Consider the following 26,972-nt stretch of genomic DNA (forward strand, 5'->3'; position numbering starts at 1 on the left):
GCATGAAGGAAAGCCCCTGCTATAGTGAAGAGCTGTAGCAGGGGCTTTTTTTTGGCTGGAGATAAAGACGTGAATCATTCCATAAAAAATGTGTTGGTTGTCGGCGGCGGCTCCTCCGGATGGATGGCGGCAGCCGTATTGTCCCGATTTTTCAGCAAGCAGATCCGTATTCAACTGGTGGAATCCAGCGAGATAGGCACCATCGGTGTCGGTGAAGCAACCATCCCCCCCATCAAGAACTTCAATGATGTACTTGGCATCAAGGAAGCCGACTTTCTGAAACAGACACGGGGTACCATCAAACTCGGTATTCAGTTTGAGAATTGGAATCGCCCCGGCGACTGTTATATGCACGCCTTCGGTGAAATCGGGCGCAACCTCGGCATTGCCGGTTTCCATCACTATTGGCTGAAAGCCCGACAGGCCGGTGTGGCCGAAGACTTCTGGCGTTACTCGCTCAACGAGCAGGCCGCTCGGCATAACCGCTTTGCTCCCATGGAAACCATTCCCGGCACTCAGTTTCCGGGGCTTACCCACGCGTATCACCTTGATGCCGGCCTGTACGCACAGATGTTGCGCGCCTACAGCGAAAAGCTCGGCGTCAAGCGCATTGACGGCAAAATTCAGACGGTCGACAAGGATTCCGAGTCCGGCGATATCGCCGCCGTTGAGCTCGAATCCGGTGAACGCCTAGCAGCGGATCTGTTTATCGACTGCTCGGGTTTTCGCGCACTGCTCATCGGTGAAGCGCTGGACGTCGACTTCGAGGACTGGAGCCACTGGTTGCCCTGTGATCGCGCTCTTGCGGTTCCCAGCGAGGCAGCAGAAACCATCACGCCGTATACCCGGGCCATCGCCCACGAGGGCGGCTGGCAATGGCGAATCCCGCTTCAGCATCGCACGGGTAACGGCCTGGTCTACAGCCACCGCCACCTGAGTGACGACGAGGCGACGCATACCCTGTTGTCCAACCTGGACACCCCCGCCCTGGCGGACCCTCGTCCGATCCGTTTCAAAACCGGACGCCGGGTCCAGCAGTGGTGCCAGAACGTTGTGTCCCTGGGCCTGTCCAGCGGCTTTCTCGAGCCCCTGGAGTCCACCAGCCTGCATCTGGTTCAACAGGGGCTGACCCGCCTGATCAAGCTGTTTCCTCGCAACGGCATACAACCGAGCGATATTGAAGAGTACAACCGGCAGTCACAGTTCGAGTTCGAAAAAATCCGTGACTTCATCATTCTGCACTATCACCTGAACCGTAAAACCGACAGCCCGTTCTGGCGCATGTGCCGTGAAGCACCCAAGCCGGAATCACTGCTTCGGCGCATTGACCTGTTTGTCGGCTCAGGGCGGGTTTTTTGCGAGCAGGAAGAACTGTTTCGCGAAACTGCCTGGGAACAGGTCATGATCGGCCAGGGCATTACGCCACAGGACTATCACCCGCTGGTGGACAACATTGAAGATCATCAACTGCGCGAGTTTATGAATTTCTGGCAACGGATTGTCGACAAAACCGTCGCCCAGATGCCCTCTCACAACGACTTTATTGCCTCGATCAAGTAGTGGATACCTCATCATGATACGCCTGACATTATTCCTCACCCTGCTCCTTGGAATACCCGCCGCGCTTGCCGATCCCATTGACCGCATCGATCCGCCGTTCTGGTGGGCGGGCATGCGCAATCCCAACGTACAGCTGATGATTCACGGCGACCGGATTGCCCAGTGGTCTGTAAGCCTGGAGCATCCTCAGGTTGCGGTGACCGATGTGCACCGTGTCGAGAGTGAAAATTATCTGTTTGTCGATCTTGACGTTCGCAGCACCTTTCAGGGCGGGACTGTCACCCTGCAGTTTGCCCATGAAAACGGCGACAATTTCCAGCATGACTATGCGTTCCACACCCGCCGGAAAAACTCCGCCGACCGCAACGGCTTCAACACCACCGATGCCATTTATCTGATCACCCCGGATCGTTTTGCCAACGGCGACTCGAGCAATGACACACTTCCCGAGCTCAAAGAAGCCGCGAACCGGGACAGCAGCGTCGGCCGTCACGGCGGCGACCTGGCCGGGCTGATCCAGCACCTGGATTACATCGCGGACATGGGCTTTACCGCCATCTGGCCAACCCCCATGCTGGAAAATGATCAACCCGAGTATTCCTACCACGGTTACTCCATTACCGACTTCTATCGGGTAGATCCGCGCTTTGGTGACAATGAGGACTATCGACAGCTCAGCCTGCAAGGCAAAGCCAAAGGCGTCGGCCTGATTCAGGATATGATTCTCAACCACATCGGATCCGGCCACTGGTGGATGGACGATCTGCCCACCGACGACTGGTTGAACTTTCAGGACGAATTCGTCCCCACCACCCATTACCGGACCAGCGTTCAGGATCCTTACGCGGCGGACATCGATAAACAGGAGTTTGCCGACGGTTGGTTTGTGAAATCCATGCCGGACCTGAACCAACGCAACTCGCTGGTGGCCAATTACCTGATTCAGAACAGCATCTGGTGGATTGAGTACGCGGATCTTTATGGCATCCGTACCGATACCTATTCCTACTCCGACAAGGATTTCCTGACCGAGTGGACCCGCCGCATTATGGCGGAATACCCCAACTTCAATATTGTCGGTGAGGAGTGGAGCACCAACCCCAATGTGGTGTCCTATTGGCAGCGCGGCAAAGACAATAAAGACGGTTATGTGTCCTATCTTCCCAGCGTAATGGATTTCCCCATGTACGACGCCCTGCGCGCCGCACTGACGGAAGACGAAGCGTGGAATCGCGGGTTGATTCGCGTCTACGAAACCCTGGCGGATGACAACCTCTACGCGGACCCGATGAGTCTGGTCATTTTTGCCGAGAACCACGATACCAGCCGACTGTACAGCCTGATTGATAAGGACGTCGAGCGGTTCAATATCGCCATGACCTTGCTGGCCACCATGCGCGGGACCCCTCAATTCTTTTACGGCTCGGAAGTGCTTGCCACCAGCCCGAAGACCCGTGACGACGGCGCCGTGCGCAGTGACTTTCCCGGCGGTTGGGCCGGAGATACGCGCAATGGGTTCACCGGCGAAGGTCTGACGGATACCCAACGCTCTGCACAGGAATACCTTCGTCAGTTACTCAACTGGCGGCAGGAACAGGAAGCCATTCACCACGGTGACCTTCTGCACTATGCCCCTCACGATGGCGTTTATGTGTTTGCCCGCTACACCGAGAAGCAGCGCATTCTGGTGGCAATCAATCACACCGGGGAAACCCGCCAGCTCTCCAACGAGCGTTACGCACAGGCCATTGATGGTCACCTTTCAGGTACCGACGCCCTGAGCGGCGAAACCCTGTCCCTGGATAACGATCTGACACTCGAGCCAATGAGCGCGCTCATTCTGGAACTGCACTGACGGAAGACATACCATGAAAAAACCCTGGATCGCCACGGCGCTTCTGGCCTCACTGGCCGGATGCGCCCAGTCGCCCAAACCGATCGACAGTACGGACAGCCCGAAAACCCATGCCGGCAAACCCGTGGTCTATCAGATGTTCACCCGGCTGTTCGGGAACACCGAAACAACCAACAAACCCTGGGGCACCCTCGAGGAAAACGGCGTCGGCAAATTCGCTGATATCACCGACACCGCGCTCCGGGAGTTACACGCACTGGGGGCGACCCATATCTGGTACACCGGCGTACCCTGAACACGAGTGATATAAATCTACCACAGGAGCGCGATAATTATGGGATTTAGAGGGTGCCGAGGGGACTTATTGGGATAGGGTTGTGAAAGACTGTTTCACTCTGGGCAAGAGCGGGACGCCAGCAAAAAACGATCGAATCAAGGGCAGCTCCAGGGTGGACTGCCCTTTTTAGTGAGAGGCCTTGTCGAATATATCAGGTTGCTGCCTGGAGATGGCTCGCTTGCGGATCCGCTTGGCGATGCGGTAGATCGCGTTCACGGTCAGGTCGTATTCCCTGGCGAGCTCCAGGTGATTGCGGCCGTTGAACTTGTCCCAGATCTCCAGATCACGCTGGGTCAGCTTGTAGCGATAGTCCTTGGGAATCGTGATGTTCTGCCCTGCCCAGTGCTGAGCCAGGTCATCAGCGACCGCTGAGCCGCACTGCTCGGCCCGGTCCTCGGGAATGTTGAACTCGCGGAGCACCCGCGCAACGCGGTCCGCCGCTTCTGATAGTAGCTGGTGGCGCAGATGCTCCATTTGGTCACTCATCGCTCGATACCTCCTGTGTGGCGCACTTCTCAACGCGATTATGCCACTTCTTGAGATGTTCGATTACCCTGCTGGCCTCGTCCGTGCTGAGCCATTGCAGGGCTTCAATCTTGACCATGCGGCAGATGAAGGTGCCCATGGCCCGCTCTGACGGGTCGCGGACAGCGCCCAGGTCGTGCAGCTTGAGCCAGAGGTGGCGGATCATCCTTGACTGGCTGTCGTCCGCCAGAGGGCGGCTGTGGCCGCTCCTGGATGGCGCTGGCCGCTTCGGCTTGATCTTGAACCCCTTGGCCTTCAGTTGCTCCAGGACGATCTCCAGGCCGTTTATGGACAGGTCAGCGCTGCTGGTTTTGCCACCCAGAGCCGGGATGTTGGCGAGCATCATGCGATAGCTCTCATCAGCCATTCCGAGCTCCCGCCTGGCGACGTGGATCAGTTTGATCAGGCGCTTGCGGCGCCGTTCTGCTTGAGCTCCCATGGCTCTGGGCATCAGTGGATCCTCCTGGTGGTCTGGCGCTGCAGCTTCAGAGTGCGGCGCTCTTCTCGCATGGTCTGGATGTGGCGTTTGGCCGCCAGGGTGTTGCCAGCTGCTGCCGCCACCATGTAGCAGTGGCGTGCGGCCTCAATCCGAAGGTGCGTGCGCTCTATGGCGCGTTCCTGGAGTGCTGTCATGTTTCGCTCCTCGTTGTTAAACGATTGGCACGTAGCTGGCTTTATAGCGGCGTACTTGGTCAATTAGATCGGAGGCCGCCCCCTCTGCTTGCATGGCCTCCAGCAGCGCGCGCTGGGCCGCCTTGAACGAGGTGAAACCGCGCTCCCACCCAATTTCATGAGCTAGAAGCTCCGGGCCGAAATCCAGATCCCCCGCACTGATATCGGTAGCCAGCATTTCACCGCGAGCCACTCCGCAATCGTCCCAACCGTAGAACTTCATGAGCGGCCCTCCATACGGTCCAGGCGCTCCAGTTCCGCGATGATCAGGGCGCCGGCTTTGACCAGGCAGTCTCGACGACCCTTGGGCCGCCAATGTTCTCCGCCCCAAGGCCATTCTGGTCTTGGCATTTGGCAGACGGTAGAAGCCTCATCACCACCGGTTGCCGAAGCGGCTGCATACTCCGAGGCGGCTCTTGCCAGTTCGCCAGCGGTGTAGCTGTCGTCCCAGAGACGGCTGTAGCCTTCGGCTCTCATCTGGCGGAGACGCTCGTCGAACAGCAAACGAGAGCACCGGACCGTTGGATTTCGACGGCTTATTATCCAGGTGATAGCCAACGCGATAGCGCTACACAGGCCGAAGATTGCCAGAAACAATTCAAGCATCTTCATACTCGTCCTCCTGGCTGGGCTTGGTGTCCATCTCGTAGATGTCTACCTGGATAAGGAATGCATACTGGCAGCATGGGCAGGTGGCGGTGACCTCCAGGAGGCCTTCATCCTCTGCGGAGGTTTCGGCTTCGACTTCGGAGTCGGGGATCTCCCCGTGGCAGTTTCGGCAGCGCATCACGACGTCTCCTTTATCTCGTGGACATCGAACTCGTCGGCGGACAAGTCGGGCAGCTCGCAGTCCACCACGGTGATGCCGATTTGGGCGGAATGAGGCCATCCTTCCTCCTCGCTGAGCTTCTCCACCGCGCCATATCCGTTGTAGCCATCAACCAAAAACAAAAGCAGAGGGCCAGCCGCACGGCGCGCGACGGCCTGAATGACGTCTCCACCGGACGCCCGCAGCACATCTTTATGCAAGATCCAGAAGTTATTAATTTCTTCGCCAACTTCCGGGGTCACTTTGTCCAGGTCGATATCCAACGTGATGCTGATATCGAGTCCTGACTCCAATTTGAATCGCCTTTTCATGGTTACACCTTTGCGATATCGAGGGGTAGTTGGTCGTATTGATCAGTGCGGCCGGCCCGTTTGTAGAGGCGCAGGTAGGTGATGCTGGCCTGCACGCGGATGCTGTCGGTGATGATTTCCATCGCTTTTTGCCAGCGCTCGTCCTCGATGTCGTGACTGCGCAGGTCGAGCACTCGGCTGACGCTAATTTCGCCGGCGGCGTTTCGGCGGAAGGCTCGGTTGGCGATGACCACCAGGCCGTTGGGAACACCTGGGCGGCCGCTCCAGTCGAGCAGGCATTCATCGATCAGCTTTTTGGCGGCGAGCAGGCGCTCGTCAAAGGTCATGCTGTCGTGGTTGGCTCGCATGACGCGGTAGCGGCCGTCGAAGCTGGTGAACTGCACATTGCCCTTTTCGCCGCCGAGCTTGATGGAGTACTCCTGGGCGCTGGTTTCGATGAAGGCCTCGATCTCCGCCAGCGTGTCTTGCTTGAACTGGCGCAGGCGTTCGCTCAGTTCCTCGGCACGATCAGCGATGCGCATGACCAGGTCATCGCGCATGAGGTCGATCGTTTTAATGGTGTCTTCCGGTACCAGGCGACCGGCGGAGTCTTGCCGGTAGCCTTCGGGAATCGTTTCGGTATTCATTGCGGTTGCTCCGTTGGTTGAGAGGGTTTTGGCTCTACCCAGATGGCGACATCGCCCTTGAGGGGTGAGCCGTTTTTGATCATGTTTGCCAGCCAGTTGCGGTAGGCGTTCAGCGCATTCATGTTTGCCAGGAAGCTTGCGCCCTCCTCGAACCCGGGCACCCAGAGACCGTCCGACTTTTTGAATGCGGTGGACTGCATCATCAGCCGGACGGAACGATCGGTGCCTCGAGCAATGGGCGCAGCGGTAGGCTCAGCATCTTCAGCCGGCATCTCTCGTGTCAGCTGGATCTGGCCACAAAGGTTCTCCGGCCATTTCCAGTAGTGACACCAGGCGTACAGCATGGCTTCCGCCTCCATCGCTACCTCCACTCGCTCGGAACGACTTTGGCGCTGATTTTCTCAGCGACCCTATGAGCCATCTCAGACTGCATCGCGAGCTCACCGGCAACTTTCTGCGCATGCATTGCCTCGTCCGTCAGGGCTCGCAGTGCTGCGCTACAATCCGGCCACCGTTCTTCCTGGATAGCCTTGCGGAGCTTCGCCTGATGTAACTGCAGCATATTCTCCGCCTCCATATCACGCGGTTTGAATGCAGTTACTTGGCCCCCGCAGCGCCGCACAATTTCAGAGAGGCTCAGTGATTTACTATAGGGTGAGATTTCGGCGCCTGACATCAGTGAACCCTCCTCGGTGCGTGGATGTAGCGGCTCCAGGGGCGGATCCAGCGGACGCGGACCTGGTCTACCTTCTTTTCCATCTCGATCCATATGCCTTCGGAGTCGCGATACACGCGGCGCACTTCGCCCATCAGGCGATCGTTGGCCGGGTGGTCGCGCAGCAGGATGATGGCGCCCTTGGTGGTCAGGCTCATGCCGGCTACGACGTGGCCCATGTCCTCCAGGGCGGCCATGCCGGCTTCGGCCTCTTTGAACCGCCGCCGAAGCGGCGACGGAAATGGCTTAACGGATGCAGACATGTCACACCCCCTGAATGATTTCTCGATCAACGATGGGCGCGCCGATCTGGGCGGCCGTGTTCGCGGCAGCGGTGAGGAAATTTCCGATCGCAAGTGGGTAGAGCTGGCTATCGCCGTCCCGATTGACCAGGCGTTCGGTCAGCGCCTGCAGACCGCTATCGTCGATGACATTGGCCAGGTCGATATCGCAGCGGCCGAGGCGGTGGCCCAGGAATGAATCGAGCTCGTCCGGAGCGATCGGCAGCAGCTCCACCACCTCGCAGCGCTGCACCACTTCGCGTACCGCCAGGTTGCGTTCGCTGAGTTTCACGAGCAGCTCCGGCTGGCCGATGAGGATCACACTGACCAGCTTGGTGAAACCCACTTCCAGCTCCATAATGCGCTTCAAGTGCTTGAGCGTCGGGATGGGCAGGCTGTGGGCTTCCTCAATCACCAGGCAGTGTTTGTTGCCCGCCTGGTGGCTGTCTTTCAGCGCCTGGTGGAGCTGACGGAAACGCGCCTCCGGAGATGACTTGGGGCGCTGCAGCGGTGAAACCGTGGATAAAATGGCCTCCGCGATGTGGGTGCTCTTGAGCGTCTTGCCCTTGGAGTCGTTATCCTCGGCTGCCAGCACGTAGGGCTCGATCAGGATGATGGGCTGATGCTCCGTTTCGATGCGCTGCTCCAGGTCGCGCCGGACGGTGGACTTGCCCGCACCGCTCTCGCCGACCACGGCCAGGAAGCCACCGTGCCTGGCGGTCTGGTACATGGTCTCGCGCACGAAGCGGATGTTGGGCGACACCCACATGTCTTCGGCGTGGCTCAGATCCGCGAAAGGATCGCGGTGAATACCGAACTGCTGCTTGGCGGCTGGTGTGAAGGTTTGCTTTCGTAGTAACATAGGTTCGTCCTCCTCGGACTGTCGGTTGTCATTTGCGCAATCGGCAGGGGCCGCCTCATGGCAGTGGGGCGGCTCCATCACTTCAAAAATCTTCTCGCTTTTAATGCCCATGAACGTCTGAATGCGCTCTCGCAGTGCGGCCTGATCGACCGAGCGCGGCCACTGGCCGTGATTGATCAGCTGGGCGATAGTGGCCGGGCTGAGCTCCACGGCGCGAGCGAGATCGGCCTGAGAATGGCCACGGCTTTTCAGTTCATGCTTCAGTGCCAACATCTACTGTCTCCTATTTCACAATCCGCAGCGGCGCGGCGCCGGCGGTCAGTTTTTGCTCGATATCGGCCAGGGCTTCCCTGGGGACGCCTTCCGGGTAGTGCTGTTTTAACCAGGTAAAGTGCTGCGGGCCCTGCCATTGGTTGCCGAGCTTTTGGCTGAGCAGCTTGGCGGCCTCCACGTGTGTGAGGGGCTTTTCCTGAACGACCATGGGCGCGACGTCGGCTTCGTTGCCGCGCTTGGGGATGTAGTCCGTCATGGGCGTGTCGTGGATCGGCTTCATCGGATCCACCTTGCCGCCGAAGGGCACGTGTTTCTGCTTGCGGTTCTTCTCTGCCTGGTCGTCGGTGTCGGCTTCCATGGAAAGCCGGTTGACCGCCTTGCGCTCCTGGTCCAGGCGAGTGTCTTTGTGCGCCTGGAAGCCCGAGCCGATTTCGATATCTTCCTTGGTAAAACCAAACTCGTTGAACTGCATGGCTTCCACCACGTGGGCAACGGTGCGGCCCTCGGCATCCACCATCATCACTTGGGCGCTGTCATCGCCGCGCCATGGATTGCGGGTGACCTCCACTTTCATGCCCACCTCAATGCCGTCGATATGGCCAACGCTGTATTGATTGCCGTTGTAACGAATGGTGAGCTGCGGAGACACCTTCGGTGTTTTGACGGAGCCATACACCAGGTCAAACATCATCTGCCTGGGCGGCGCCAGGCGCAGCTGATCTTCGGTAATTGTCTGCCATACGTCATAGCGCGGACGCTTGGTACGGCTGTGAATGCGCGTTTTGTTGAAGGCGCGCATCCAGGCCCAGGCAATTTCGTTGATGCCTTCTAGCGTGTCCGGCGCCGTTTTTAGAAAGCGCAGGCGGTGCTCGAAGTCGCGCTCCACGATATCGTTAGCCTTCTCCACTTGGCCTTTTGCCCAAGGCTGCCCAGGCTTGTTGGTGTACAGTTCGATGTCCAGGGCGCGCAGCAGTGTGTCGAAATTCTTCGAGGTGTTAGCACTACCGGGGTCCATCATCAGGATCTGTGGCAGGCCGTGGAACGGGTCGTGCTTGTGTCGCTTCTGAGTGGCGTTAACAAACGCTTCAATCAGGTTGGTGGCGGACTCGGCACCCAGCACGTAGTGCACAAAGATGACCCCGCTGGCGTGGTCAGTAATGACGTAACGCCACACGCGGTCCTTCTCGATTTCCTTAAAATTCTGCGGCTTGTTTTTGTAGAAGGCGTCCTTCTCCATCACCCGTAGGCCGGACTGCTTCGGCAGGTAATACAGTACGCACAATGACGGGTCGATCTGCCAGACGTGGTTCGGGTGCTTGCTGGCCAGCCGCACTTTTGGTGACGGGCGGCTTTGCTGCTCCGGGTGCAGGCCAAACTTCATCAGGCCGCGCGTGATGGCGCTGATGCTCAGTGGTATCGCCTCGCCGGTGCTCTCGTCGATTCGCTCGGCCCGAATCACCCCATTACTACGCAGCACCTCCACCGCGTTTTCAACGCTGGCCAGGCGCTTGCCGTTGGCCCGGTTGCTGTCCTGCAGGTAGGCGCTGATATGCCGCGCCTCCTCCAGGGTGAGGGCCGTTTTGCCGGCGTCTTCGCGCCGCTTGCGTGGCTTTTTCATGGTGACCTCATTGAGTTTCCGGTGCAGCGTGGGAACGCTGAACCCCAATTCCTGAGCAGCGGACTGATAAACCGCCTGCTTCTTGCCGTGGCCCGCCGCCTCCGCTTCGCGGGCGACGGCGAGCAACCGTTCAATCAGTGCTGGACTCATAGGCGGGCCTACTCCGTGGCTTCTTGGTCGTCAAAATTCGGGTCAGCCCACACCGGATCACCATCATCCAGAGAACGCTCTATCCCGAGCTTTTCCCGCACTGACAGCAGCGCTTCGTCCATCAGGTCCAACTGGTGGCTGAGCCAACTGGTCTGATCCATGTCGAGCTCGTCGCCGTACTGAACGACCACCTCCAGGGCATGGCTGACGGTTACCCGAAGTGTGGCCTCAGCGTCATTGCAGATCTGGCTGGCTTCCGCTCGCACCTGGCTGATCACCTCGTCTGGCGCCTCCTTTTTGACGCGCTCGGCCTTGGTCTGCAGCTCGTCAATCTTGGCCCGGTTTTTCTCCATGACGCGGTCTTTCGCCTCGCGGTCCTCCCTGGCATCGCGCAGTGCCTTTTTGAGTTCCCGGACCGACATGCGATCAATATCGTCCAGGTTCATTCCGGCAACCGAGCCCCCGTCGGCTAGTTCTGACAGATCGTCGTCATCCTCTACCATCAGCTCGAACAGCTTTGTTTTCCCCAAAGTGGCGAACGCCTGCCGTTTTGAATCCAGTTTTGGTGAGCAGTATTTGATAGCAGCCTGCATGATCTGCTGAGCCGTTCTAGCGGCCATACCCAATTGGCTTTCGACGATATGGATGAACTCTCCGTGGGGTTCGTGCTCCTTGAGAATGATCAGTCGCTTACCAGCTTCGAGCATCGTTTCGGCGCTCTGGGCCATATAAAAGCGCGTCTCGTCCACCACTCGGGCGCGGTTGTAAACCAAGCCATCGCCATAGATATCCATGATTTCCTGAGAGTGCTCCGATGCCGGAGTCAGCGCCGAGCTGTGCTCCTGCTGTGCCTCAGTGCTGATGTCATCGTGCTCGATAGTGGTCGGTTGTTTAGGTTTTCTAGCCATACGTCCTCCGGTTAAATGCGCGAGCGCTCGCGCATTTGTTACAAATGAGCCCCAGCGTTCACACGCTGGTCCAGCTCCTCAATTCGGGCTTTTGCCCGGTTAATCTCGGCGGCGTGCGCCTGGGCGATTTGCAGCATGCGCACACCCAGGGCGTACCGCCCGTTCTCCAGCCGCGTGGCGACTCCTTCGGCTATCAGAGTGTTCAGGCACCGGTTGATGGTGGCTGGGCTCTCACCCAGCGCCTTGGCCAACTCTCCGTTGCTTAGGCCGCTAATGCTGTGCCCTTTCAGGGCCGCCATCACGCGGAGCACTCTGGCGCCGCTTTCGCTGACTCTTTGGGTGGTAGTACTCATTGCTTATGCCCCCTGTATTGGCGCGCAACTTCGTTGGCGATGTTCCCCTGCAGCAGGTCGTGCTGGCGGTTCCATTCGCGGTCACTGAGGGTGCTTTCCTCGGCGGGAAACAGCGCCTCATATCGTTCGATGAACTCACCGAGACGACCGGCCTGAAGGTCGATGGTCATGGTCTGGCGGGGCATCACGCGATACCTCGGGTGACGGCGGCGGATTGCAGGCGCTCTGGCTGCGGCTCCACCGGCAGCTGGGTGATGTTGATGTGCTCCACGGTGGGGGCAATGCACACGGCCAGAAGCACCTGCTTCTCGGGGTGGTCCTCCTCCGCTTCGCGCACCTGGGCGCACAGCGCCTGGCACCCGGTGCGGTAGGCGATGTGGCGGGCGGGCACGGCCCAGAGCACTTCTCCATCCAGGGTCACCTGGTGGGCGGCGTCTTGCGCCTGCTCCCGGTGGTCGGCGAGCTGTGCCTCGCGGATCAGCTCGATGACATAGAGCTGGCTGACGCCGAACTCGGCGGCGATAACGCTGATCGGGCATTGGCCGTCGCTGACCTGGTAGCGGCGCAGGATCATTCCGTCCCGGTACTCGCTGTGCATGGCTTTCACCTTTTCTTGATTGGACATGGCAGTGTCACTCCTCGGTTGTTTCGGGGTTTAGGCCACATGACGGTCCAGCGCTTTCGCCGGATCCTTCACGATGGTTCCTTTCTTGATGCCAAGCTTCACCGCAATGCGGTGCGCCTGACCTCGAATGGCTTTCTTGCGGCCGCTAAGCACCTCAAACACCAGATTTGGAGAAAACCCGTTTGAGAGGGCCCACTGGGTAATTGAGATGCCGCTTTCCTTGAGAGCTTCGCGGGCTTCCTCGCGAGTTCGGACTGGACTGGTCATGACGGCTCCTAGCTTGCTCGTGTCGTGTGCGCTAACATCAACTTAGTGTTGACTGGTGTATGTGAACTTTAATCCATAAATATGAACTATTCAAGGGGTCATATGAACTTTTCTGACTGCCTGCAGCGCCTGAAGCACGAGCTGCGGGTGAGCACCGATAAAGAGGTGGCTGAGGCGCTGGGCCTGAGCAAAACGGCATTTGCAGAGCGGAAGCGCCGTGGCGCATTCCCTATAGATAAAACGCGGGTTCTGTGCGCTCTGAAGCCGGAGTTGGACGAGGTGTTCATACTGACCGGACGGCGTCTAAGCGGTGAGGAGCGCCACCGAGTTCTTGTGGCTCTCGATATGTCCGCTGATTTAGAAGCAGAGGAAGAAGGCGAACTCCTCAACTCTCTGACAAAGGGAGTAGCTGAGGAGCCTGGCCACTATGGCGGAGAGGTGGACCAGGTCGCTAGAATCAAGGAGGCTCTCCATCGGTGCTCTGGGGAGGACTTGGATGTACTGGAGACCCTGGCAAATCGATTGGCACGTAATTCACGGAGGCAGGCATGAGAGTAGTGGGTGGATCTTTCGGCAACAAGGGATTGGCATTTTTTGGTAAGGGGGCCCGGAGTCTGATTATTGAGGCCAATCAGTCGGCGAAGTACGTAGCCCGGGACGTGATTCGGGTAGACACCAGAACTGAGAGCGACAAGAAATTCGGATGTGTCGGCTTTATTGTCGGGGTAATCATTTTGGGCGGCATCGGGATGCTACTCGCCGGCCCGATCGGGTTCATCGTTGCTTTCGTAATCTGCGTGTTTGGCTCCTACTATTCTGTCGATAAGAACCTGGTGGACGTCCATATGCTCGATGGAAGCAAGGTTACGGTGCAGTGCCGTTCCGGGCAGGTGACCAAGTTGGTTAATATGCAGAGCTCCAGCTGAGATGGGACTCGTGGATTTTGTGACATTGGCCAGGGAGGTTTCTGTGGCAGGCGCCGCCGTATCTGCAGCCATAGTTGCCTGGCTGGGTTTGAATACTTGGCGCCGGCAGCTGGTTGGTCAGGATCGGTACCAACTGGCCAAGGAATTAGTCCTATGCCTCTACCAGCTCCGTGATCAGATCGAAGCGGCACGCCGCCCAATCGTCGAGATAATGCGGGGTGAGCCAAGGCGTTTAGCAGAGGTCCAGTTCATGTTCGGAGATTTGGCAATCTACGAAATGGCTAGACGGGCGCAGCGGAGATTGCCCGAGATCAATGAAACAAAAAAGCGACTTGACTCGTTGGCGCTAGACGCTGAGGTGCTTTGGAGCGATGAACTAAAACCCCACCTGGAAGAGATCTCAAAGTTGCTCGATAACTTCTCTCTCGCAGTGGAGTACACCGTTTCCGCTCACAATCCAGAGCATGATCAGATGATTCACTCGATGATGAGTGAAATGGCTGCTGACACTGGCGCCATCGTCCTGGAGGTGGAAAAGGACAATTTCAATACTTCATTATCCGCGAGTATTAGCCGCATTAGAGCGATCGTTATGCCCCCGGTTGCACCGGCCGTCAAGCGGTGACCTGCCACCCTTCAGAGTGATCCATACCGTAAACGTGGGGATCAGGGTGATACACCAACGACGGTTGTAAGGCGACCAGTGCGCACCTATCCATAGGTTCCCCGGACGAAATACAATACCTACTTTCACGCTCCACACCTCCGCCAGCCTAGTTCGACGTAACATCATCCCAGCCTTTGGCTCTCGATTCTTTTTGCGCGCGCAAAACGACACCGCGCCAGCCTCACGCGTAGTCTGGAATTCAAACCTGAACACAGGCATTGAACTTCAACCCGACGCGGAGGCCCCATGTATGGATTCCCTGGAGTAGAACCCACCCGACGCCCCAGGCTGCTGGGGTGGATGATTGCCACGCTGGTGGTCTTTCTTCTGATCGCCCTTCTTGCGCCGCACCAGTTGCCCGTGGTGGCCTACAAGAGCGCGATGGTCATGCTCGGCGCAGTTCTGGGCTACTGGATCGACCGGGCGCTGTTCCCCTATGCCCGACCTCACATCTTGGCGCATACCTCACCTGAGATTGACCGGAACGCGCACTGGGCCCGCTCGATGGCCATGCTGCGCCGCGCGGTGATTGTGCTGGCCTGTGTGCTTGGTCTGACGCTGGGGCTTTAACCATGGTTACCGTCAAGCGAATAGACCACAGCCGTCGCTCTCCAGCCTGGATACTGCCCGCCGTGACGACGTTGCTGGCCGTGTTTGCTCTGGCCCTGGTGCAGTGCGCACCAGCATCGGCTTCAAAGATCCCGGCCGCCGCCGAACGCCACCGCGCCACCCTGGTGCGTGCAGCGCACTGGGGCTTCGGCTTGGACGCCCCCATTTCTACGCTGGCCGCCCAGGTCCACCAGGAGAGCCGCTGGCAAACCGCTGCCAAGAGTCCCGTCGGTGCCGCAGGTCTCGCGCAGTTCATGCCCGCCACCGCCGAATGGATTCCGGACGTTGATCGCTCCCTGGCGAATCCCGACCCCTACAACCCCGGCTGGGCATTGCGAGCCATGGTGGTATACGACCGGTGGTTAATGGAGCAGGTGGATAAACGAATCCAGGCCGAGGGCCCTTGCGAGAGTTGGGCCATGGTATTGAGCGCCTACAACGGCGGACTGGCGTGGGTGTACCGCGACCGGCAGCGGGCGCTGGCTTCTGGAGCCAGTGGGCTCGCCTGGTTTGACGAGATAGAACACCACAACGCCGGGCGCAGCGCCGCCAACTTCCGCGAGAACCGCCACTACGTACGAGTGGTGCTGCTGGAGTTTGAACCGCTGTACCACCGCCGGGGTTGGGGCCCCGGGGTGTGCGTGAGGAGCCGATTCTGATGCTGCTGACAAAGGGCCGAGTGGTGTTAGCGATAGTGGCGGCCGGCGCACTGCTGGCCAGCCACTACGCCATGTATCAATGGGGCCACTCCGGCGCCGCCGGGGATGAACGCACCGCCTGCCGGGACCAGACCATTGAGCAGCTCACCGGGATGATGAGCGAGTGGGAGCAGCTCGTGCTGAAAGCCGGCGAGCAAAGCCAGGCCATTGACCGCGCCCTGAATGCCCGCCGCCTGGCCGATGAACAAACCACCGAGGAGCTACGCGATGCGCTGGCTGAGACGAACACTGACCGTGTTGATTGCCTGTTTCCTGTTGGCGTCATGCGCCAGCTCTCCGCCGCGCGGGCCCGAGCCGCCCAGGCCGCTGCCGGCGGCGTTACTGGTGCAGTGCCCGCCGCCGAGCGGGACGACTGACCGCCACCCGGACGCCGTCGCCCTGGTGCTGAAACAGGTGTACGACGAGTACGCCGTATGCGCAGGCCGCCTGTCGGACCTGATACAGAAAATCCACGAGCGCGAGGCGCAACCGCCGTGAAAGCGATCTACATCGAGAAGTGCAAAGACTCCCAGTTGTGGTACTGGGAGCTGGTCGGAGAAACCGTGCCCTACATCCGCGACATCGATGAGGGCTACTTGAGCAGGGAGCCAGCGGGGTACACCAACATAGTGCGGCGGGAGGATGGCCGCGTAATCGACGTGGGTAGTGATTGATATGAGTCTGGATGATATCGAGTTCAGTTGGGGCTTTTTGGCGTGGCTAATTACCGCCTGCTGTGCGGTGTTCGCGTGGTGGACAGCTCGCAGCAAAGCAGACGGCGCTGAGCAGATCAAGATGGAGCAGCGAGTTGCTACCTTGGAAAGCCGTATAAACGACGTCCCCAGCCAGGCAACCATCGCGAAGCTCTATGGAAAGCTGGATCGCCTTGAGGGTGAACTGGGCAGCTTCATCCGCGAGTTTCAGGGGCTAACGGCCGCCGTCAACCGAATGAACGATTATTTGCTCAACAACAAGTAGGTGCCCCATGAGTAAGAAACCCTTCGCCGACTACCTGCGTGAAGATCAGCGCCTGGTCATTCTTCGGGTTCTGGTAGACATGCCCAGCTACCGCGCCAACAGCTCCGTGCTGTACAACCTGCTAGACACCTTCGGCCACAGCCCCAGCCGGGATCAGGTGAAAGGCCACCTGCGCTGGCTGGAGGAGCAGGGCCTGGTGGACATTCAGGATGTGAGCGACCTGCTGATTGCCACGCTGACCAGCCGTGGCCAGGACGTGGCCGAAGGCCGCGTGGTGATCGATGGCGTAAAACGCCCGGGAGCGCGCTGACATGGGCCGCAAATCCACCGTGGACAAACTCCAGCCCGAGGTGCGCAGCCACATTGAAAAGCGGCTGCGGGAAAACCGCCTGACGTTGGATGAGCTGATCAACGACCTGCAGGACAAATTCCCGAGCGTGGAGCACCCAAGCCGTAGCGCCCTGGGCCGGTACCGGCAGAACTTCGACACCATGATGGAGCAGGTTCGCCAGCAAGAGCAGATGGCCCGCATCATGGTGGAAGAGCTGGGCGAAAACCCCGACGACAAAGCCGGGGCCCTTCTTGTTCAGTCCGTTACCACGCTGGCCAACCGAGTGCTGTTCGAAAGCCAGGGCGATGAAGAGCTCGACATCGAAGATGTGCGCAAACTCGCCCGCGCCGCCAAGGACATCATGCACACCCGCAAGTTGAGCCTGGAGCAGCGCCGCGAGGTGGAGCGCCTGGCCCGGGAAAAGCTCATTGCCGAGCAGGAAACCAAACTGGAAGAGCTGCGCGGCACCGATGGAATGAGCGAGCAGCTCGAAGACCGCATTCGCAACGTGTTACTGGGTAAAGCGTAATGGCCGATCGGATGGGTAAATACAAGGCCGTGGGCCCCGCTCGCAAGATCGACCTGCAGGCGGAGATGGAAGCCTACGGTGTGGTGGTGCCGGAGGATATCGCCGAGGCGGTACCGGGCGGCGATGCCGTGTTCCTGGGCTACCAGAAGCGCTGGTTTGAAGATGAGAGCCCCATAATGATCGGCCAGAAGAGCCGGCGGACGGGGCTCACCTGGGCCGAAGCCGGCCGCAACGTGATGAAGGGAGCGAAGCCACGGCGCCGTGGTGGGTGCAACACCTTCTATGTCGGCTCCAAGCAGGAAATGGCCCTGGAGTACATCGCTGCCTGCGCCCTTTTTGCTCGTGCGTTCAATGAACTGGCCGAGGCGGACGTCTACGAACAGACGTTTTGGGACGACGCCAAAAAAGAGGAAATCCTCACCTACATGATCCGCTTCCCTAAAAGCGGGCATAAAATCCAGGCGCTCAGTTCCCGCCCGAGCAACCTCCGTGGTCTGCAGGGTGATGTCGTCATCGATGAGGCGGCGTTCCATGAGGCTTTGGAAGAGCTGCTCAAAGCGGCTCTGGCGCTGACCATGTGGGGCAACAAGGTGCGGCTGATCAGCACGCACAACGGCGTAGACAACCTGTTCAACACACTGATTCAGGATGCAAAGGAAGGCCGTAAGGACTACAGCATCCACACCATTACCTTGGACGATGCCATTGCCGAAGGTCTCTACAAGCGCATCTGCTACGTGACCAACCAGGAGTGGTCCCCGGAGGCGGAGAAGAAGTGGCGCAATGATCTCTACAAGAACGCACCCAACACCGAGAGTGCCGAGGAAGAATACGGCTGCATTCCCAAGAAGTCTGGCGGCGGCTACCTCTCCCGCGTACTCATCGAGGCCGCCATGGTGGCCGATCGGTCAATCCCCATCTTCCGCTACGAGGCGCCCGAGGGCTTCGAGACCTGGACCAACCAGCAGCGCGAGGACGAGATCCAGAAGTGGTGCCTGGACAACCTGCTGCCCGAGTTGAACCGATTGCGGCCGCAGGATCGCCACTACTTCGGGGAAGACTTCGCCCGCCGGGGCGACCTGACCGTGTTTGCCCCGTTGGCAGTGATGCCGGACTTACGCAAACGCACCCCCTTTGTGGTGGAGCTGCGCAACCTCACCTACGAGCAGCAGCGCCAGGTGATGTTCTTCATCCTGGAGCGGCTGCCCCGGTTCGCTGGCGGCGCCTTTGATGCCACCGGCAACGGCGGCTACCTGGCCGAGCAGGCCGCGCTGAAATTTGGTGCGGGGATGATTGAGCAGGTGATGCTGAACATTCCCTGGTACGCCGAGTGGATGCCCAAGCTCAAGGGTGAGTTCGAGAGCTTCAACATGGAGGTGCCGCGCCACCAGAACGTGCTGGATGACCTGCTGCACATCACCGTGGAGAAAGGCGTGCCCGTCATCGACAAGGGCCGCACCAAAGACAATGACAGCAGCTCCGCCAAGAACAAACGCCACGGGGACTTCGCGGTGGCCCTGGCCATGGCGAACCGGGCGAGCTGGATGAGTGGTGGCGAGATCGATTTTACCCCGGTACCCAAACACAGCCGGGGCTTTGATAACGCCGAGGATGACGACTTTATGATACCGGAGCCCAGCGCATGGTAACCCAACGATTCAAAAGCCTGGTGGCCGCTGCCGCCCGGGTGCTCACCCCGGATGGCAGCAGCGTGAACACCCGTGACCTCAAAGAGCCGCAAACCGCCGACCGCATCGCCCTGCAGCGCGAGTTCCAGGGCCACCCGAGCAGGGGCCTGACCCCGAGCAAGCTGGCGCAGATTATGGACAGCGCCGAGCAGGGCGACATCATGGCTCAGTACGAGCTCTATGAAGACATGGAAGAAAAGGACGCGCACATCATGGCGGAGATGGGCAAGCGCCGCCGGGCCGTGGCCGGGTTGGATTGGTCCATCGTGCCGCCGCGCAACCCCACCGCCAAAGAGAAGAACGCCGCCCGCGAGCTGCAGGAAGTGATCGCCGGGCTGGAGGATTTTGCGGAGCTGATGTTCGATGTGACCGACGGCATCGGCAAGGCCTTTTGTTGCCTGGAAATTGAGTGGCGGCGCAGCGCCGGTTTCTGGTTGCCCAAATCCGTACAGCACCGCCCACAAACCTGGTTCCAGTTCAAGCGTGGCTACACCCAGGAGATTCGCCTGCGTGGCCCCGCCGATGGCGAGCCGCTACAGCCCTTCGGCTGGATTGTGCACACCCACAAGGCCAAGAGCGGCTGGCTGGAGCGCAGCGCCCTGTTCCGCGTGCTGGCCTGGCCGTACCTGTTCAAAAACTACAGCGTGGGTGACCTGGCCGAATTCCTGGAAATCTATGGCATTCCGCTGCGCCTGGGTAAATACCCGAGCGGCGCCACCCAGAAAGAAAAGCTCACCTTGATGCGCGCGCTGGCCATGATTGGCCACAACGCCGCCGGCATTATTCCCCAGGGCATGGATATTGAATTCCAGAAAGCCGCCGACGGTGACCCGGGTGCGTTCCAGTTGATGATGGAGTGGTGCGACAAGGCCCAGAGCAAAGCCATTCTCGGCGGTACGCTCACCAGCCAGGCGGACGGTGCCAGCAGCACCAACGCCCTGGGCAATGTGCACAACGAAGTGCGCAAAGAGCTGACCGATTCGGATGCCAAACAGATCCAGAAAACCCTGACCCGCGACCTGGTGTGGCCCATTGCGGTGCTGAACGGACTGGCCACCGAAGCCGACCGTTGCCCCTGCTTTGTGTTCGATACCAGCGAGCGGGAAGACATGGCGCAGTTCGCCAAGAGTGTGCCCGCGCTGGTGAACCTCGGCTTCCGTGTGCCGCGCCAGTGGGCCCACGAGCGTGTGGGCATTCCCGAGCCGGAAGATGACGAGGATATTCTGCAGCCGGTAAAACGCCTGGGTGCCAACCCGCCGCAACCGCCAGCGATGGCCACCGCCGCACTGAACCGGCAGCGCGAAGAGCGCACCATGGCGGATGACCTGGACGATGAAATGCAAACGGTGACCGACGAATGGATCGACCGGATCCGCGCCCTGGTGAACGACGCCGAGAGTCTGGATCAGGTGCGCGATGGCCTGCTGGCGCTGCTGCCGGAGATGGACATTGAGCGCTATGCCGATTTGATGGCAGAGGCACTGCGGGTGGCGGAGCTGACTGGGCGGGACGACATTATGGAGGAGGCCAACGGTGGCGCTGCGCGCACTTAATCTGCCGTTTCGCGAGCAGGCGGAGTTTCTGCGGCGCAAACTGAACATGACCACCGAGGCGTGGACGGATGTGTACGCCGCCGAGCACGACTACGCCTTTATGGTGGCCGGCGCCAACCGCAATGACCTGGTGGCGGATTTTCGCCAGGCGGTGGAGCGAGCCATCAACGATGGTGAAACGCTCGAGCAGTTCCGATCGCGTTTTGATGACATCGTAGCCCGCCACGGCTGGAGCTATAACGGCGGGCGCAACTGGCGCAGCCGCGTGATCTACGAGACCAACCTGAACACCACCTACATGGCAGGCCGCTACGAGCAGCTGATGGAGGTGCGCGAGCGCCGCCCCTATTGGCAGTACATTCACAGCGGCTCCGAAAATCCACGCCTGCAACACCAGGCGTGGGATGGAATGATTCTGCGCTGGGACGATCCCTGGTGGCGCACGAACATGCCCACCAATGGGTGGGGTTGCGGATGCCGTGTGCGGGCGCTGGGCGAGCGTGACCTGCAGCGCATGGGCCGCGACGGACCGGACGAAGCACCCGCGCTGAACTGGGAGGAGCGTGAGATTGGCCAGCGCAGCCCCGGTGGACCGCGCACCGTGCGCGTCCCCGAAGGGGTGGATCCGGGTTTCGAGTATCAGCCCGGCCGTTCGCGCCTGAACGGATTTATGCCGCCGCACGGCGGTGGCGGTGGTGGCCGCCCATCACCGGGCGGCGGCCCACTGGAAACCATGCCCGAACCGCGCACCCTCAATACCCAGTCGCTATTGCCGACCGACCGTGATACGGCGTTCTACGCCGGTGAATTCCTGCGCCGCTTCAATGCCGAAGACCGCCCCCAGATTGTTCGCGATCGCGCAGGCGATCACCTGGTGATCGGCAGCCACCTGCTGCGTGACCGCGACAGCCAGAGCATGACCCAACCGCTACCGCAACGCCCGGAGCTCACCGGAGCCCTGGCGGAAACCGTTCGGGCCCCGGATGAAATCTGGACCCGGCTGGAATGGTTTTCCGATATTGAAAAGGCGGTGGTGCGTCGACGGTTTGTTTCTCGCTTCGTACTGCCGGGCAACAACGAGCCCGTGCCTGTATGGTTCGACTGGGGCAGCAACGGCTGGGAAGCGGGCGCGGGTGATGACCTGATGCGCAGTCGCGTCGGTGAGCGCGTGTACGAGCGGAGGATTGGCTGATGGCTGACGGTGTACGCCTGGAGTTGGACAGCGACGCTGCGCTTGATGCCCTGCGTCGTGCGCTCGAAGTCACGACCAACCCACGCCCGATGTTGGCCAGCATTGGTGAGGGGTTGCTGGCCAGCACCGAAGATCGATTCCGGGATGAGCGTGCGCCGGACGGAACACCCTGGGCACCGCTGTCGCCATCCTACCGCCGAGTCAAACGCAAAAACGCCAACCGCATTCTATGGCTGGAAGGTCGGCTCGGTGGCTTTCTGCGTTACCAATTGGAGAGCGCCGCTGTGCTCGTCGGTTCTGACCAGGCGACGGCGGTGTGGCATCAGTTCGGTACCCGGCCATACACCATCACACCCAAATCCGGTAAAGCACTTTCGTGGCCGGGCGGACCTGGGCCGCGCAAAAAAGTGAGCCACCCCGGGTTACCCGCTCGCCCGTTTTTGGGGGTCAGCTCCGACGACGAAGAAATGATTGTCGAAGAGGCGATGGAAACCCTCCGCCAGGCGCTTTCCTGAGTAAAATAAAAACCCCGCCTGTAACGCCCTGTGTTGCGTTCTGAGTGCAGGCTATCCACTCGCTCGAATTTCCCGATGCAGGGCGTTTATAAATCCTCCCAGAAGCCACTCACGGCATCATTCCCCTGACTGACCCGGCACGAATGTAAAACCCCACCGATTTATATTTTTGCGCGCGCAAAAAGACTTCACCGGCCCCGCGCTTTAGTCTCTGGATAACGGCTTAACCAACACGCCACTAACCGAGAGACGCTATGCACCGCAAGATTCTGCCAATTGCCATTTGCTCCGCCACTCGCGCTGCCACCATTGCGTTGGCCGCATGCGCGTTTGAAGTGGCCGTGGGTGATGACGGACTGGCCACCGTGCAAGTGTTCCCCGCCGGAAAGTTCTACCCCGCCGATGGTCGCCCCATGACCACCGACGGCTGGACCATCAACCAGGCGCAAGCGGCCAAAGTGATAGAGCGTTTCCGCCAGCGCAAAACCCCGATGGTGATCGACTACGAACACCAGACCCTGCGCGCGGAAGACAACGGCCAACCTGCTCCGGCGGCGGCCTGGTTCAAAGAGTTGGAATGGCGCGAAGGCGAAGGCCTGTTCGCCACCATTGAGTTGACGGCCCGAGCCCGCGAGGCCGTGAACAATAAAGAGTATCTGTTTTTTTCACCGGTGCACCGCTACCACCCCAAAACCGGCGAGGTGATGGAGCTGGTAATGGGTGCGCTGACCAATAACCCCGCTATAGACGGCATGGAGGAATTATCCCTCCGTGCCGCCGCCACGTTCGGGGCAACCCTGGAGGATGAGACCGTGGACCTGCTGCAAAAACTACTGGCAAAGCTCGACCTGGATAAGAACACCACCGAGGAGCAGGCGTTGGCCGCTCTGAGTAAGCGCCTGGACGCTGACCCGCTCGTGGGTGTGAAAAAAGCCCTGGGCGAGAAAGACGACGCCGACGCCGCCACCGTGGTGGCCGCCTGCACCGCACTGAAAGCCAAAGCCGAACAGGGCGAGCCGGACCCGACCCAGTATGTGCCGGTGAGTGCGCTCAACAGCCTGAAGAGTGAAGTGGCCTCACTGAGCCAGCAGCTCAAGGGCCAGCAAGACCAGCAGCTCGAAAGCCTGATTGACGAAGCGCTTGAAGACGGCCGCTTGGTGAAGGGCATGGAAGACTGGGCGCGCGACCTGGGCAAGAAAGACATGGCCGCGCTGAATAAGTACCTGGAAACCAGCCAGCCCATTGCCGCCCTGCGCGGATCGCAAACCCGGGGCGAATCACCGGTGGATGAGGGCACCGGCCTCACCGAGGACGAACTGGCGGTGTGCAGCCGCATGGGCGTGAAGCCCGAAGATTTCAAGAAGTACAAAACCGACGGGACCGGCGCGGCGGCTTAACGGCCCCGCACCCGGTTGTGCTTTAACCCGAACCCTTAACGTAATTCAGGAGACGCCATCATGCCTCTGACCAATGACCGACTGATCAAGCGCCGTGACGGCGTCCAGTACAACGACCCGGTGGCTGCGGACACCGTCATCTATACCGGGGCGCTGGCTTGCCTGGACGCGAGCGGCAACGCCGTACCGGGCGCCACCGCCACCGACCTGACCGCTCGCGGTGTGTGTGAGGAGCGGGCGGACAACACCGGCGGCGCGGCAGGCGATATCTCAGCGCCCATTCGTGCCGGTGTGTTCAACTTCAAGAACAGTGCCGGTGCCGACGAAATCACCCGCGCCAACATCGGCAGCGATGCCTTCATTGTTGACGACGAAACCGTGGCACTGACCGACGGCACCAGCACCCGCTCCATCGCGGGCGAGATTGTGGACCTGGACGACGCCGGCGTGTGGGTGCGCGTCGGCGCATAACCGGCCCTTACGAACCGCGCAACACCGTTGCGCATAGCGAACAACCCGAACGGGAGCAGCAGACATGATTGTGAATCGCCAGAACCTGAGCATGGCCTACACCGGCTTTAAGGCCACCTTCCAGAACGCCTTTGATGGCGCTCCGGTGAACTACACCCAGATCACCACTGAGGTGCCCTCGGCCACCAGCTCAGAAGAGTATGCCTGGCTGGGCCAGACCACGCGCTTCCGCGAGTGGATCGGTGACCGCGTGATCCAGGCCATCAAGCAGCACGGCTACACCATCAAGAACAAGACCTGGGAAAACACCGTGGGTGTGCCCCGCGAGGCGTTCGAGGATGACCAGTACGGGATTTACACCCCGTTGATGGCGCAGCTCGGGCAGGACTCTCGCGAGCATCCGGACGAGTTGGTGTTTGCCCTGATGAAGCAAGGTGAGACCGAAGAGTGCTACGACGGCCAGCCCTTCTTCGATACCGACCACCCCGTGCTTGCTGCGGACGGAAGCGAAACCAGCGTGAGCAACCTCACCGATGGTGCAGAGACCGAGTGGTACCTGCTGGACACCTCGCGGGCCATTCGCCCCTTCATTTACCAGAACCGGAAGCCGTACAACTTCGTGATGAAGGACTCCGAGCAGGATGACAACGTGTTCCTGAAGAAAGAGTTCCTTTATGGCGTGGACGGCCGCAGTAACGTCGGCTTTGGTTTGTGGCAGCTGGCGCACAAGGCGAAGGTGGCGCTGACCGCTGACAACTTCAACAGCGTGTACGCCGCCATGAAGAGCATGAAAGGCGACAACGGCCGCCCGCTGAACATTCGACCCAACCTGCTGGTGGTGCCGCCCTCGCTGCGCGCCCAGGCACTGGAAGTGGTGAAGGCCGAGCGTGCCGCCAACGGCGCCACCAACATCAACCGCGACGTGGTGGATGTACTGGACACCAGCTGGTTGGCGTAAGCGAATAATCCACGCCGAGTAGGAAATCGGTCAGAAGCCGGGCGAAAAGGATTTGCCCTATCTCTTTAACGACTTTTATAGGAGGCCCCATGGCTGCCCGTAAAAACAACCCGAACGCCCAGGCGAAGGCCGGGACCGCCCAGGCGGCGAAGACCACCGCCGACGCGGAAAAGAAGGCTGCCCAGAGCGCCGAGCAAAAACCGGCCGGAAGCGAGCAGGCTGCCACCGATAAGGAACAGCAGGCTTCGGACCAAGGTGATACCACCACGATCCAACAGGTGCCCGCCACAGACGCCGAGCAGAAAGCCGCCGAAAAAGCGGCTGAGAATGGTGAGCCCACACCGGTGTTGATGATCCGCTCCACCCGCAAAGGTGGGCACCGTCGTGCCGGCATGCGCTGGACCCGCGAACCCATCGGCATTGAAGTGGCCGCGTTGACTGACGCCCAGCGCAAGCAATTGGAGCGCGACCCGAACCTGGTGGTGGAAGAAGCCGAGGTGGACCTCTAAGCCATGGACTACATCACCACCGAACAATTGGCGGAGCTGCCTGGGGCGCGTGAGCTGGCCCAGGTGGCGAGCCCTGCGCATCGCCCGGTGGTGGATTTCGAGCTTATGGAGGCGAGCCTGCGCAATGAGGATCGCACCGCCTGGGAGCCCGAAGAGATTGCCGATGCCGACGATGCCCTGGAGCGCATCACCGGTGCGGTGGAACAGGCCGAGAGCCTGATCAACGGCTTTTTGGCCCAGCGGCGTTACACCCTGCCGCTGAACCCGGTGCCCGGTTTGGTGACCGGCTGGACGCGGGACATCGCCCGCTACTACCTGCACAAAGACCGTATCAGCAGTGAGGGCACCGACCCGATCGTGCGCGCCTACAACGACGCCATGAAACTCCTGAGCCTGATCGAGCAGGGCAAGTTCAGCCTGGGCGCCGATGACCAGGTATTGAATTCGCCGGACTTTTTGGACGTGCGCTTTGACAGCGACCCCAAAGTGTTCAGCCGTGACCAGTTGAAGGGCTTTCGATGAGTTCCGCCCCTTTTGATACGGCCCCGGTAATTGCCCGGGTGCGTGAGCAGGTGACCGCCCTGCGCGCAGTAGAAGGTGCCGCCAGCTTTGCGGCGGTGCAGAACCTGAGAGATTTTGTAGTACCCGGCGCCTATGTGGTGCTGACCCGCGAACGACCGGACAACCAGGAGCCGCGCGGCGGACGCCAGCGAGCCATTGTGACCCTGGGTGTGGTGGTGGCCGTGCGCAACTACCGGGATGTGACCGGGGGCGAACTGAAAGACGCCCTGAACCCGATTTTGAATGGCGTGCGCAATGCGCTGATTGGCTGGACCCCACCCGAGCAAGGGGCGCGCCCCATGAAGTGGGCCGGGGGCGATGTGATCGACTACGACGACAACACCCTGCTGTGGGGTGATGTGTTCCAAACCCAACACTTTATAGGAGCGGCCTGATGACCACCCAAAAGAAAGCCACCGCAAAACCCGTTGAGCGCGAGGAAGTGACCCTGATCGACCGGCACACCCATGGCGGTGAGCCCAAGAAAAAGGGCGACAAGATCCGCGTGACGCCGCGCCAGAAGCAATGGCTGATTGACCGTAAAAAGGTGGCCGGGCCCGCCGACTGATCGGCCCACCACCGAAACCGAACGACACTTAGAGCAAGCACCGACACGAGGGCGA

General features: G+C 60.1%; 42 protein-coding genes. 25 read left to right on the plus strand and 17 right to left on the minus strand.

Annotated elements, in window-relative coordinates; all coding sequences use genetic code 11:
- The first annotated feature begins 69 nt into the window (after window positions 1–69).
- Genes CMG77_RS04490 through CMG77_RS04500 form a run of 3 tightly spaced genes read left to right on the plus strand, consistent with a single transcriptional unit; the run spans window position 70 to window position 3,710 of the window.
- A complete protein-coding gene (locus tag CMG77_RS04490) occupies window positions 70–1,560 on the plus strand; it encodes a tryptophan halogenase family protein (protein WP_286807722.1) in 1,491 nt (496 codons plus the stop codon).
- Window positions 1,561–1,573: 13 nt separating this feature from the next.
- Entirely contained in the window at window positions 1,574–3,415 is a 1,842-nt protein-coding gene (locus CMG77_RS04495) for a glycoside hydrolase family 13 protein (protein WP_286807721.1), read from the plus strand.
- A 13-nt stretch (window positions 3,416–3,428) separates the two neighbouring features.
- Window positions 3,429–3,710 carry a putative periplasmic lipoprotein gene (locus tag CMG77_RS04500; RefSeq protein WP_286807720.1) on the plus strand — a complete coding sequence of 94 codons (282 nt, stop codon included), beginning with the start codon at window positions 3,429–3,431 and terminating at the stop codon, window positions 3,708–3,710.
- Between the two features lie 168 nt (window positions 3,711–3,878).
- Here CMG77_RS04500 and CMG77_RS04505 read toward each other — a convergent pair whose 3' ends face one another.
- The 17 genes from CMG77_RS04505 to CMG77_RS04585 all read right to left on the minus strand — a co-directional run bounded on the left by CMG77_RS04505 (window position 3,879) and on the right by CMG77_RS04585 (window position 12,767).
- Window positions 3,879–4,238: a Mor transcription activator family protein gene (locus tag CMG77_RS04505; RefSeq protein WP_286807719.1), complete on the minus strand. Its 360-nt coding sequence runs from the start codon at window positions 4,236–4,238 to the stop codon at window positions 3,879–3,881.
- Entirely contained in the window at window positions 4,231–4,728 is a 498-nt protein-coding gene (locus tag CMG77_RS04510) for a gp16 family protein (RefSeq protein WP_286807718.1), read from the minus strand. The genes CMG77_RS04505 and CMG77_RS04510 overlap by 8 nt, the downstream gene beginning before the upstream one ends.
- A complete protein-coding gene (locus CMG77_RS04515; RefSeq protein WP_286807716.1) occupies window positions 4,728–4,910 on the minus strand; it encodes a hypothetical protein in 183 nt (60 codons plus the stop codon). The genes CMG77_RS04510 and CMG77_RS04515 overlap by 1 nt, the downstream gene beginning before the upstream one ends.
- A 16-nt stretch (window positions 4,911–4,926) precedes the next feature.
- Window positions 4,927–5,172, minus strand: coding sequence for a hypothetical protein (locus tag CMG77_RS04520; RefSeq protein ID WP_286807715.1), 246 nt, complete (start codon window positions 5,170–5,172; stop codon window positions 4,927–4,929).
- A complete protein-coding gene (locus tag CMG77_RS04525; protein ID WP_286807714.1) occupies window positions 5,169–5,561 on the minus strand; it encodes a hypothetical protein in 393 nt (130 codons plus the stop codon). Before CMG77_RS04525 ends, CMG77_RS04520 begins: the two co-directional genes overlap by 4 nt.
- Window positions 5,548–5,736, minus strand: a complete 189-nt coding sequence (locus tag CMG77_RS04530) for a hypothetical protein (protein ID WP_286903692.1) — start codon at window positions 5,734–5,736, stop codon at window positions 5,548–5,550. The genes CMG77_RS04525 and CMG77_RS04530 overlap by 14 nt, the downstream gene beginning before the upstream one ends.
- Window positions 5,736–6,089: a DUF2528 family protein gene (locus CMG77_RS04535; protein WP_286807712.1), complete on the minus strand. Its 354-nt coding sequence runs from the start codon at window positions 6,087–6,089 to the stop codon at window positions 5,736–5,738. The genes CMG77_RS04530 and CMG77_RS04535 overlap by 1 nt, the downstream gene beginning before the upstream one ends.
- 2 nt (window positions 6,090–6,091) lie before the next feature.
- Window positions 6,092–6,715 carry a DUF3164 family protein gene (locus CMG77_RS04540; protein WP_286807711.1) on the minus strand — a complete coding sequence of 208 codons (624 nt, stop codon included), beginning with the start codon at window positions 6,713–6,715 and terminating at the stop codon, window positions 6,092–6,094.
- Entirely contained in the window at window positions 6,712–7,074 is a 363-nt protein-coding gene (locus CMG77_RS04545; protein WP_286807709.1) for a hypothetical protein, read from the minus strand. Before CMG77_RS04545 ends, CMG77_RS04540 begins: the two co-directional genes overlap by 4 nt.
- 316 nt (window positions 7,075–7,390) lie before the next feature.
- Complete coding sequence (locus CMG77_RS04550; protein WP_286807707.1) at window positions 7,391–7,693, minus strand: hypothetical protein; 303 nt, start codon at window positions 7,691–7,693, stop codon at window positions 7,391–7,393.
- Between the two features lies 1 nt (window position 7,694).
- A complete protein-coding gene (locus tag CMG77_RS04555) occupies window positions 7,695–8,846 on the minus strand; it encodes an AAA family ATPase (RefSeq protein ID WP_286807705.1) in 1,152 nt (383 codons plus the stop codon).
- A 10-nt stretch (window positions 8,847–8,856) separates the two neighbouring features.
- Window positions 8,857–10,614 carry a TnsB C-terminal domain-containing protein gene (locus CMG77_RS04560; protein WP_286807704.1) on the minus strand — a complete coding sequence of 586 codons (1,758 nt, stop codon included), beginning with the start codon at window positions 10,612–10,614 and terminating at the stop codon, window positions 8,857–8,859.
- 8 nt (window positions 10,615–10,622) lie between these two features.
- Entirely contained in the window at window positions 10,623–11,522 is a 900-nt protein-coding gene (locus CMG77_RS04565; RefSeq protein ID WP_286807703.1) for a DUF3102 domain-containing protein, read from the minus strand.
- A gap of 38 nt (window positions 11,523–11,560) precedes the next feature.
- Window positions 11,561–11,875, minus strand: a complete 315-nt coding sequence (locus CMG77_RS04570) for a helix-turn-helix domain-containing protein (protein ID WP_286807701.1) — start codon at window positions 11,873–11,875, stop codon at window positions 11,561–11,563.
- Window positions 11,872–12,060: a hypothetical protein gene (locus tag CMG77_RS04575; RefSeq protein ID WP_286807700.1), complete on the minus strand. Its 189-nt coding sequence runs from the start codon at window positions 12,058–12,060 to the stop codon at window positions 11,872–11,874. The genes CMG77_RS04570 and CMG77_RS04575 overlap by 4 nt, the downstream gene beginning before the upstream one ends.
- Window positions 12,060–12,500: a hypothetical protein gene (locus CMG77_RS04580; protein ID WP_286807699.1), complete on the minus strand. Its 441-nt coding sequence runs from the start codon at window positions 12,498–12,500 to the stop codon at window positions 12,060–12,062. The genes CMG77_RS04575 and CMG77_RS04580 overlap by 1 nt, the downstream gene beginning before the upstream one ends.
- A 30-nt stretch (window positions 12,501–12,530) precedes the next feature.
- Window positions 12,531–12,767: a DNA-binding protein gene (locus CMG77_RS04585; protein WP_286807698.1), complete on the minus strand. Its 237-nt coding sequence runs from the start codon at window positions 12,765–12,767 to the stop codon at window positions 12,531–12,533.
- 102 nt (window positions 12,768–12,869) lie between these two features.
- On the opposite strand from CMG77_RS04585, the gene CMG77_RS04590 reads away from it, so the two are divergent.
- The 22 genes from CMG77_RS04590 (at window position 12,870) to CMG77_RS04690 (ending at window position 26,917) form a co-directional block, all read left to right on the plus strand.
- The gene (locus tag CMG77_RS04590; protein WP_286807696.1) at window positions 12,870–13,319 is read left to right on the plus strand and encodes a helix-turn-helix domain-containing protein; all 450 of its coding nucleotides are present in this window, start codon (window positions 12,870–12,872) and stop codon (window positions 13,317–13,319) included.
- Window positions 13,316–13,693: a hypothetical protein gene (locus CMG77_RS04595; protein WP_286807695.1), complete on the plus strand. Its 378-nt coding sequence runs from the start codon at window positions 13,316–13,318 to the stop codon at window positions 13,691–13,693. The genes CMG77_RS04590 and CMG77_RS04595 overlap by 4 nt, the downstream gene beginning before the upstream one ends.
- 43 nt (window positions 13,694–13,736) lie before the next feature.
- Window positions 13,737–14,318, plus strand: coding sequence for a hypothetical protein (locus CMG77_RS04600; RefSeq protein WP_286807694.1), 582 nt, complete (start codon window positions 13,737–13,739; stop codon window positions 14,316–14,318).
- 342 nt (window positions 14,319–14,660) lie between these two features.
- Window positions 14,661–14,930: a putative holin gene (locus tag CMG77_RS04605; RefSeq protein ID WP_286807693.1), complete on the plus strand. Its 270-nt coding sequence runs from the start codon at window positions 14,661–14,663 to the stop codon at window positions 14,928–14,930.
- A gap of 62 nt (window positions 14,931–14,992) precedes the next feature.
- Complete coding sequence (locus tag CMG77_RS04610; RefSeq protein ID WP_286807691.1) at window positions 14,993–15,628, plus strand: transglycosylase SLT domain-containing protein; 636 nt, start codon at window positions 14,993–14,995, stop codon at window positions 15,626–15,628.
- Window positions 15,628–16,044, plus strand: coding sequence for a hypothetical protein (locus CMG77_RS04615; RefSeq protein WP_286807690.1), 417 nt, complete (start codon window positions 15,628–15,630; stop codon window positions 16,042–16,044). Before CMG77_RS04610 ends, CMG77_RS04615 begins: the two co-directional genes overlap by 1 nt.
- Window positions 15,944–16,165, plus strand: a complete 222-nt coding sequence (locus CMG77_RS16115) for a hypothetical protein (RefSeq protein WP_422655511.1) — start codon at window positions 15,944–15,946, stop codon at window positions 16,163–16,165. Before CMG77_RS04615 ends, CMG77_RS16115 begins: the two co-directional genes overlap by 101 nt.
- On the plus strand, window positions 16,162–16,341 hold the full coding sequence (locus CMG77_RS04620; RefSeq protein ID WP_286807689.1) for a hypothetical protein: 180 nt from the start codon (window positions 16,162–16,164) through the stop codon (window positions 16,339–16,341). The genes CMG77_RS16115 and CMG77_RS04620 overlap by 4 nt, the downstream gene beginning before the upstream one ends.
- 1 nt (window position 16,342) lies before the next feature.
- Complete coding sequence (locus CMG77_RS04625) at window positions 16,343–16,645, plus strand: DUF2730 family protein (RefSeq protein WP_286807688.1); 303 nt, start codon at window positions 16,343–16,345, stop codon at window positions 16,643–16,645.
- A gap of 7 nt (window positions 16,646–16,652) precedes the next feature.
- Window positions 16,653–16,955, plus strand: coding sequence for a VpaChn25_0724 family phage protein (locus tag CMG77_RS04630; protein WP_286807687.1), 303 nt, complete (start codon window positions 16,653–16,655; stop codon window positions 16,953–16,955).
- A 1-nt stretch (window position 16,956) separates the two neighbouring features.
- Window positions 16,957–17,505, plus strand: a complete 549-nt coding sequence (locus CMG77_RS04635; RefSeq protein ID WP_286807686.1) for a phage protein Gp27 family protein — start codon at window positions 16,957–16,959, stop codon at window positions 17,503–17,505.
- Complete coding sequence (locus tag CMG77_RS04640; protein WP_286875862.1) at window positions 17,505–19,154, plus strand: hypothetical protein; 1,650 nt, start codon at window positions 17,505–17,507, stop codon at window positions 19,152–19,154. Before CMG77_RS04635 ends, CMG77_RS04640 begins: the two co-directional genes overlap by 1 nt.
- Complete coding sequence (locus CMG77_RS04645) at window positions 19,148–20,746, plus strand: DUF935 domain-containing protein (protein ID WP_286875864.1); 1,599 nt, start codon at window positions 19,148–19,150, stop codon at window positions 20,744–20,746. Before CMG77_RS04640 ends, CMG77_RS04645 begins: the two co-directional genes overlap by 7 nt.
- The gene (locus CMG77_RS04650) at window positions 20,727–21,938 is read left to right on the plus strand and encodes a phage minor head protein (RefSeq protein ID WP_286806205.1); all 1,212 of its coding nucleotides are present in this window, start codon (window positions 20,727–20,729) and stop codon (window positions 21,936–21,938) included. The genes CMG77_RS04645 and CMG77_RS04650 overlap by 20 nt, the downstream gene beginning before the upstream one ends.
- Entirely contained in the window at window positions 21,938–22,453 is a 516-nt protein-coding gene (locus CMG77_RS04655) for a phage virion morphogenesis protein (protein ID WP_286806204.1), read from the plus strand. Before CMG77_RS04650 ends, CMG77_RS04655 begins: the two co-directional genes overlap by 1 nt.
- 254 nt (window positions 22,454–22,707) lie before the next feature.
- Window positions 22,708–23,850 carry a phage protease gene (locus CMG77_RS04660; protein ID WP_286806203.1) on the plus strand — a complete coding sequence of 381 codons (1,143 nt, stop codon included), beginning with the start codon at window positions 22,708–22,710 and terminating at the stop codon, window positions 23,848–23,850.
- Window positions 23,851–23,910: 60 nt separating this feature from the next.
- Window positions 23,911–24,321 (plus strand): hypothetical protein, encoded by a 411-nt coding sequence (locus tag CMG77_RS04665; protein WP_286806202.1) that lies wholly within the window; start codon window positions 23,911–23,913, stop codon window positions 24,319–24,321.
- A 64-nt stretch (window positions 24,322–24,385) separates the two neighbouring features.
- Window positions 24,386–25,279, plus strand: a complete 894-nt coding sequence (locus tag CMG77_RS04670) for a Mu-like prophage major head subunit gpT family protein (protein WP_286806201.1) — start codon at window positions 24,386–24,388, stop codon at window positions 25,277–25,279.
- A gap of 89 nt (window positions 25,280–25,368) precedes the next feature.
- The gene (locus CMG77_RS04675) at window positions 25,369–25,788 is read left to right on the plus strand and encodes an HI1506-related protein (RefSeq protein WP_286806200.1); all 420 of its coding nucleotides are present in this window, start codon (window positions 25,369–25,371) and stop codon (window positions 25,786–25,788) included.
- Window positions 25,789–25,791: 3 nt separating this feature from the next.
- Window positions 25,792–26,310, plus strand: a complete 519-nt coding sequence (locus tag CMG77_RS04680; RefSeq protein WP_286806199.1) for a gp436 family protein — start codon at window positions 25,792–25,794, stop codon at window positions 26,308–26,310.
- Window positions 26,307–26,744 carry a phage tail terminator protein gene (locus tag CMG77_RS04685; protein WP_286806198.1) on the plus strand — a complete coding sequence of 146 codons (438 nt, stop codon included), beginning with the start codon at window positions 26,307–26,309 and terminating at the stop codon, window positions 26,742–26,744. Before CMG77_RS04680 ends, CMG77_RS04685 begins: the two co-directional genes overlap by 4 nt.
- Window positions 26,744–26,917 (plus strand): DUF7210 family protein, encoded by a 174-nt coding sequence (locus tag CMG77_RS04690; RefSeq protein WP_286806197.1) that lies wholly within the window; start codon window positions 26,744–26,746, stop codon window positions 26,915–26,917. The genes CMG77_RS04685 and CMG77_RS04690 overlap by 1 nt, the downstream gene beginning before the upstream one ends.
- Window positions 26,918–26,972: the final 55 nt, after the last annotated feature.

The sequence above is a fragment of the Marinimicrobium sp. genome, from assembly GCF_002695945.1.
Classification (GTDB): Bacteria; Pseudomonadota; Gammaproteobacteria; order Pseudomonadales; family Cellvibrionaceae; genus Marinimicrobium; species Marinimicrobium koreense.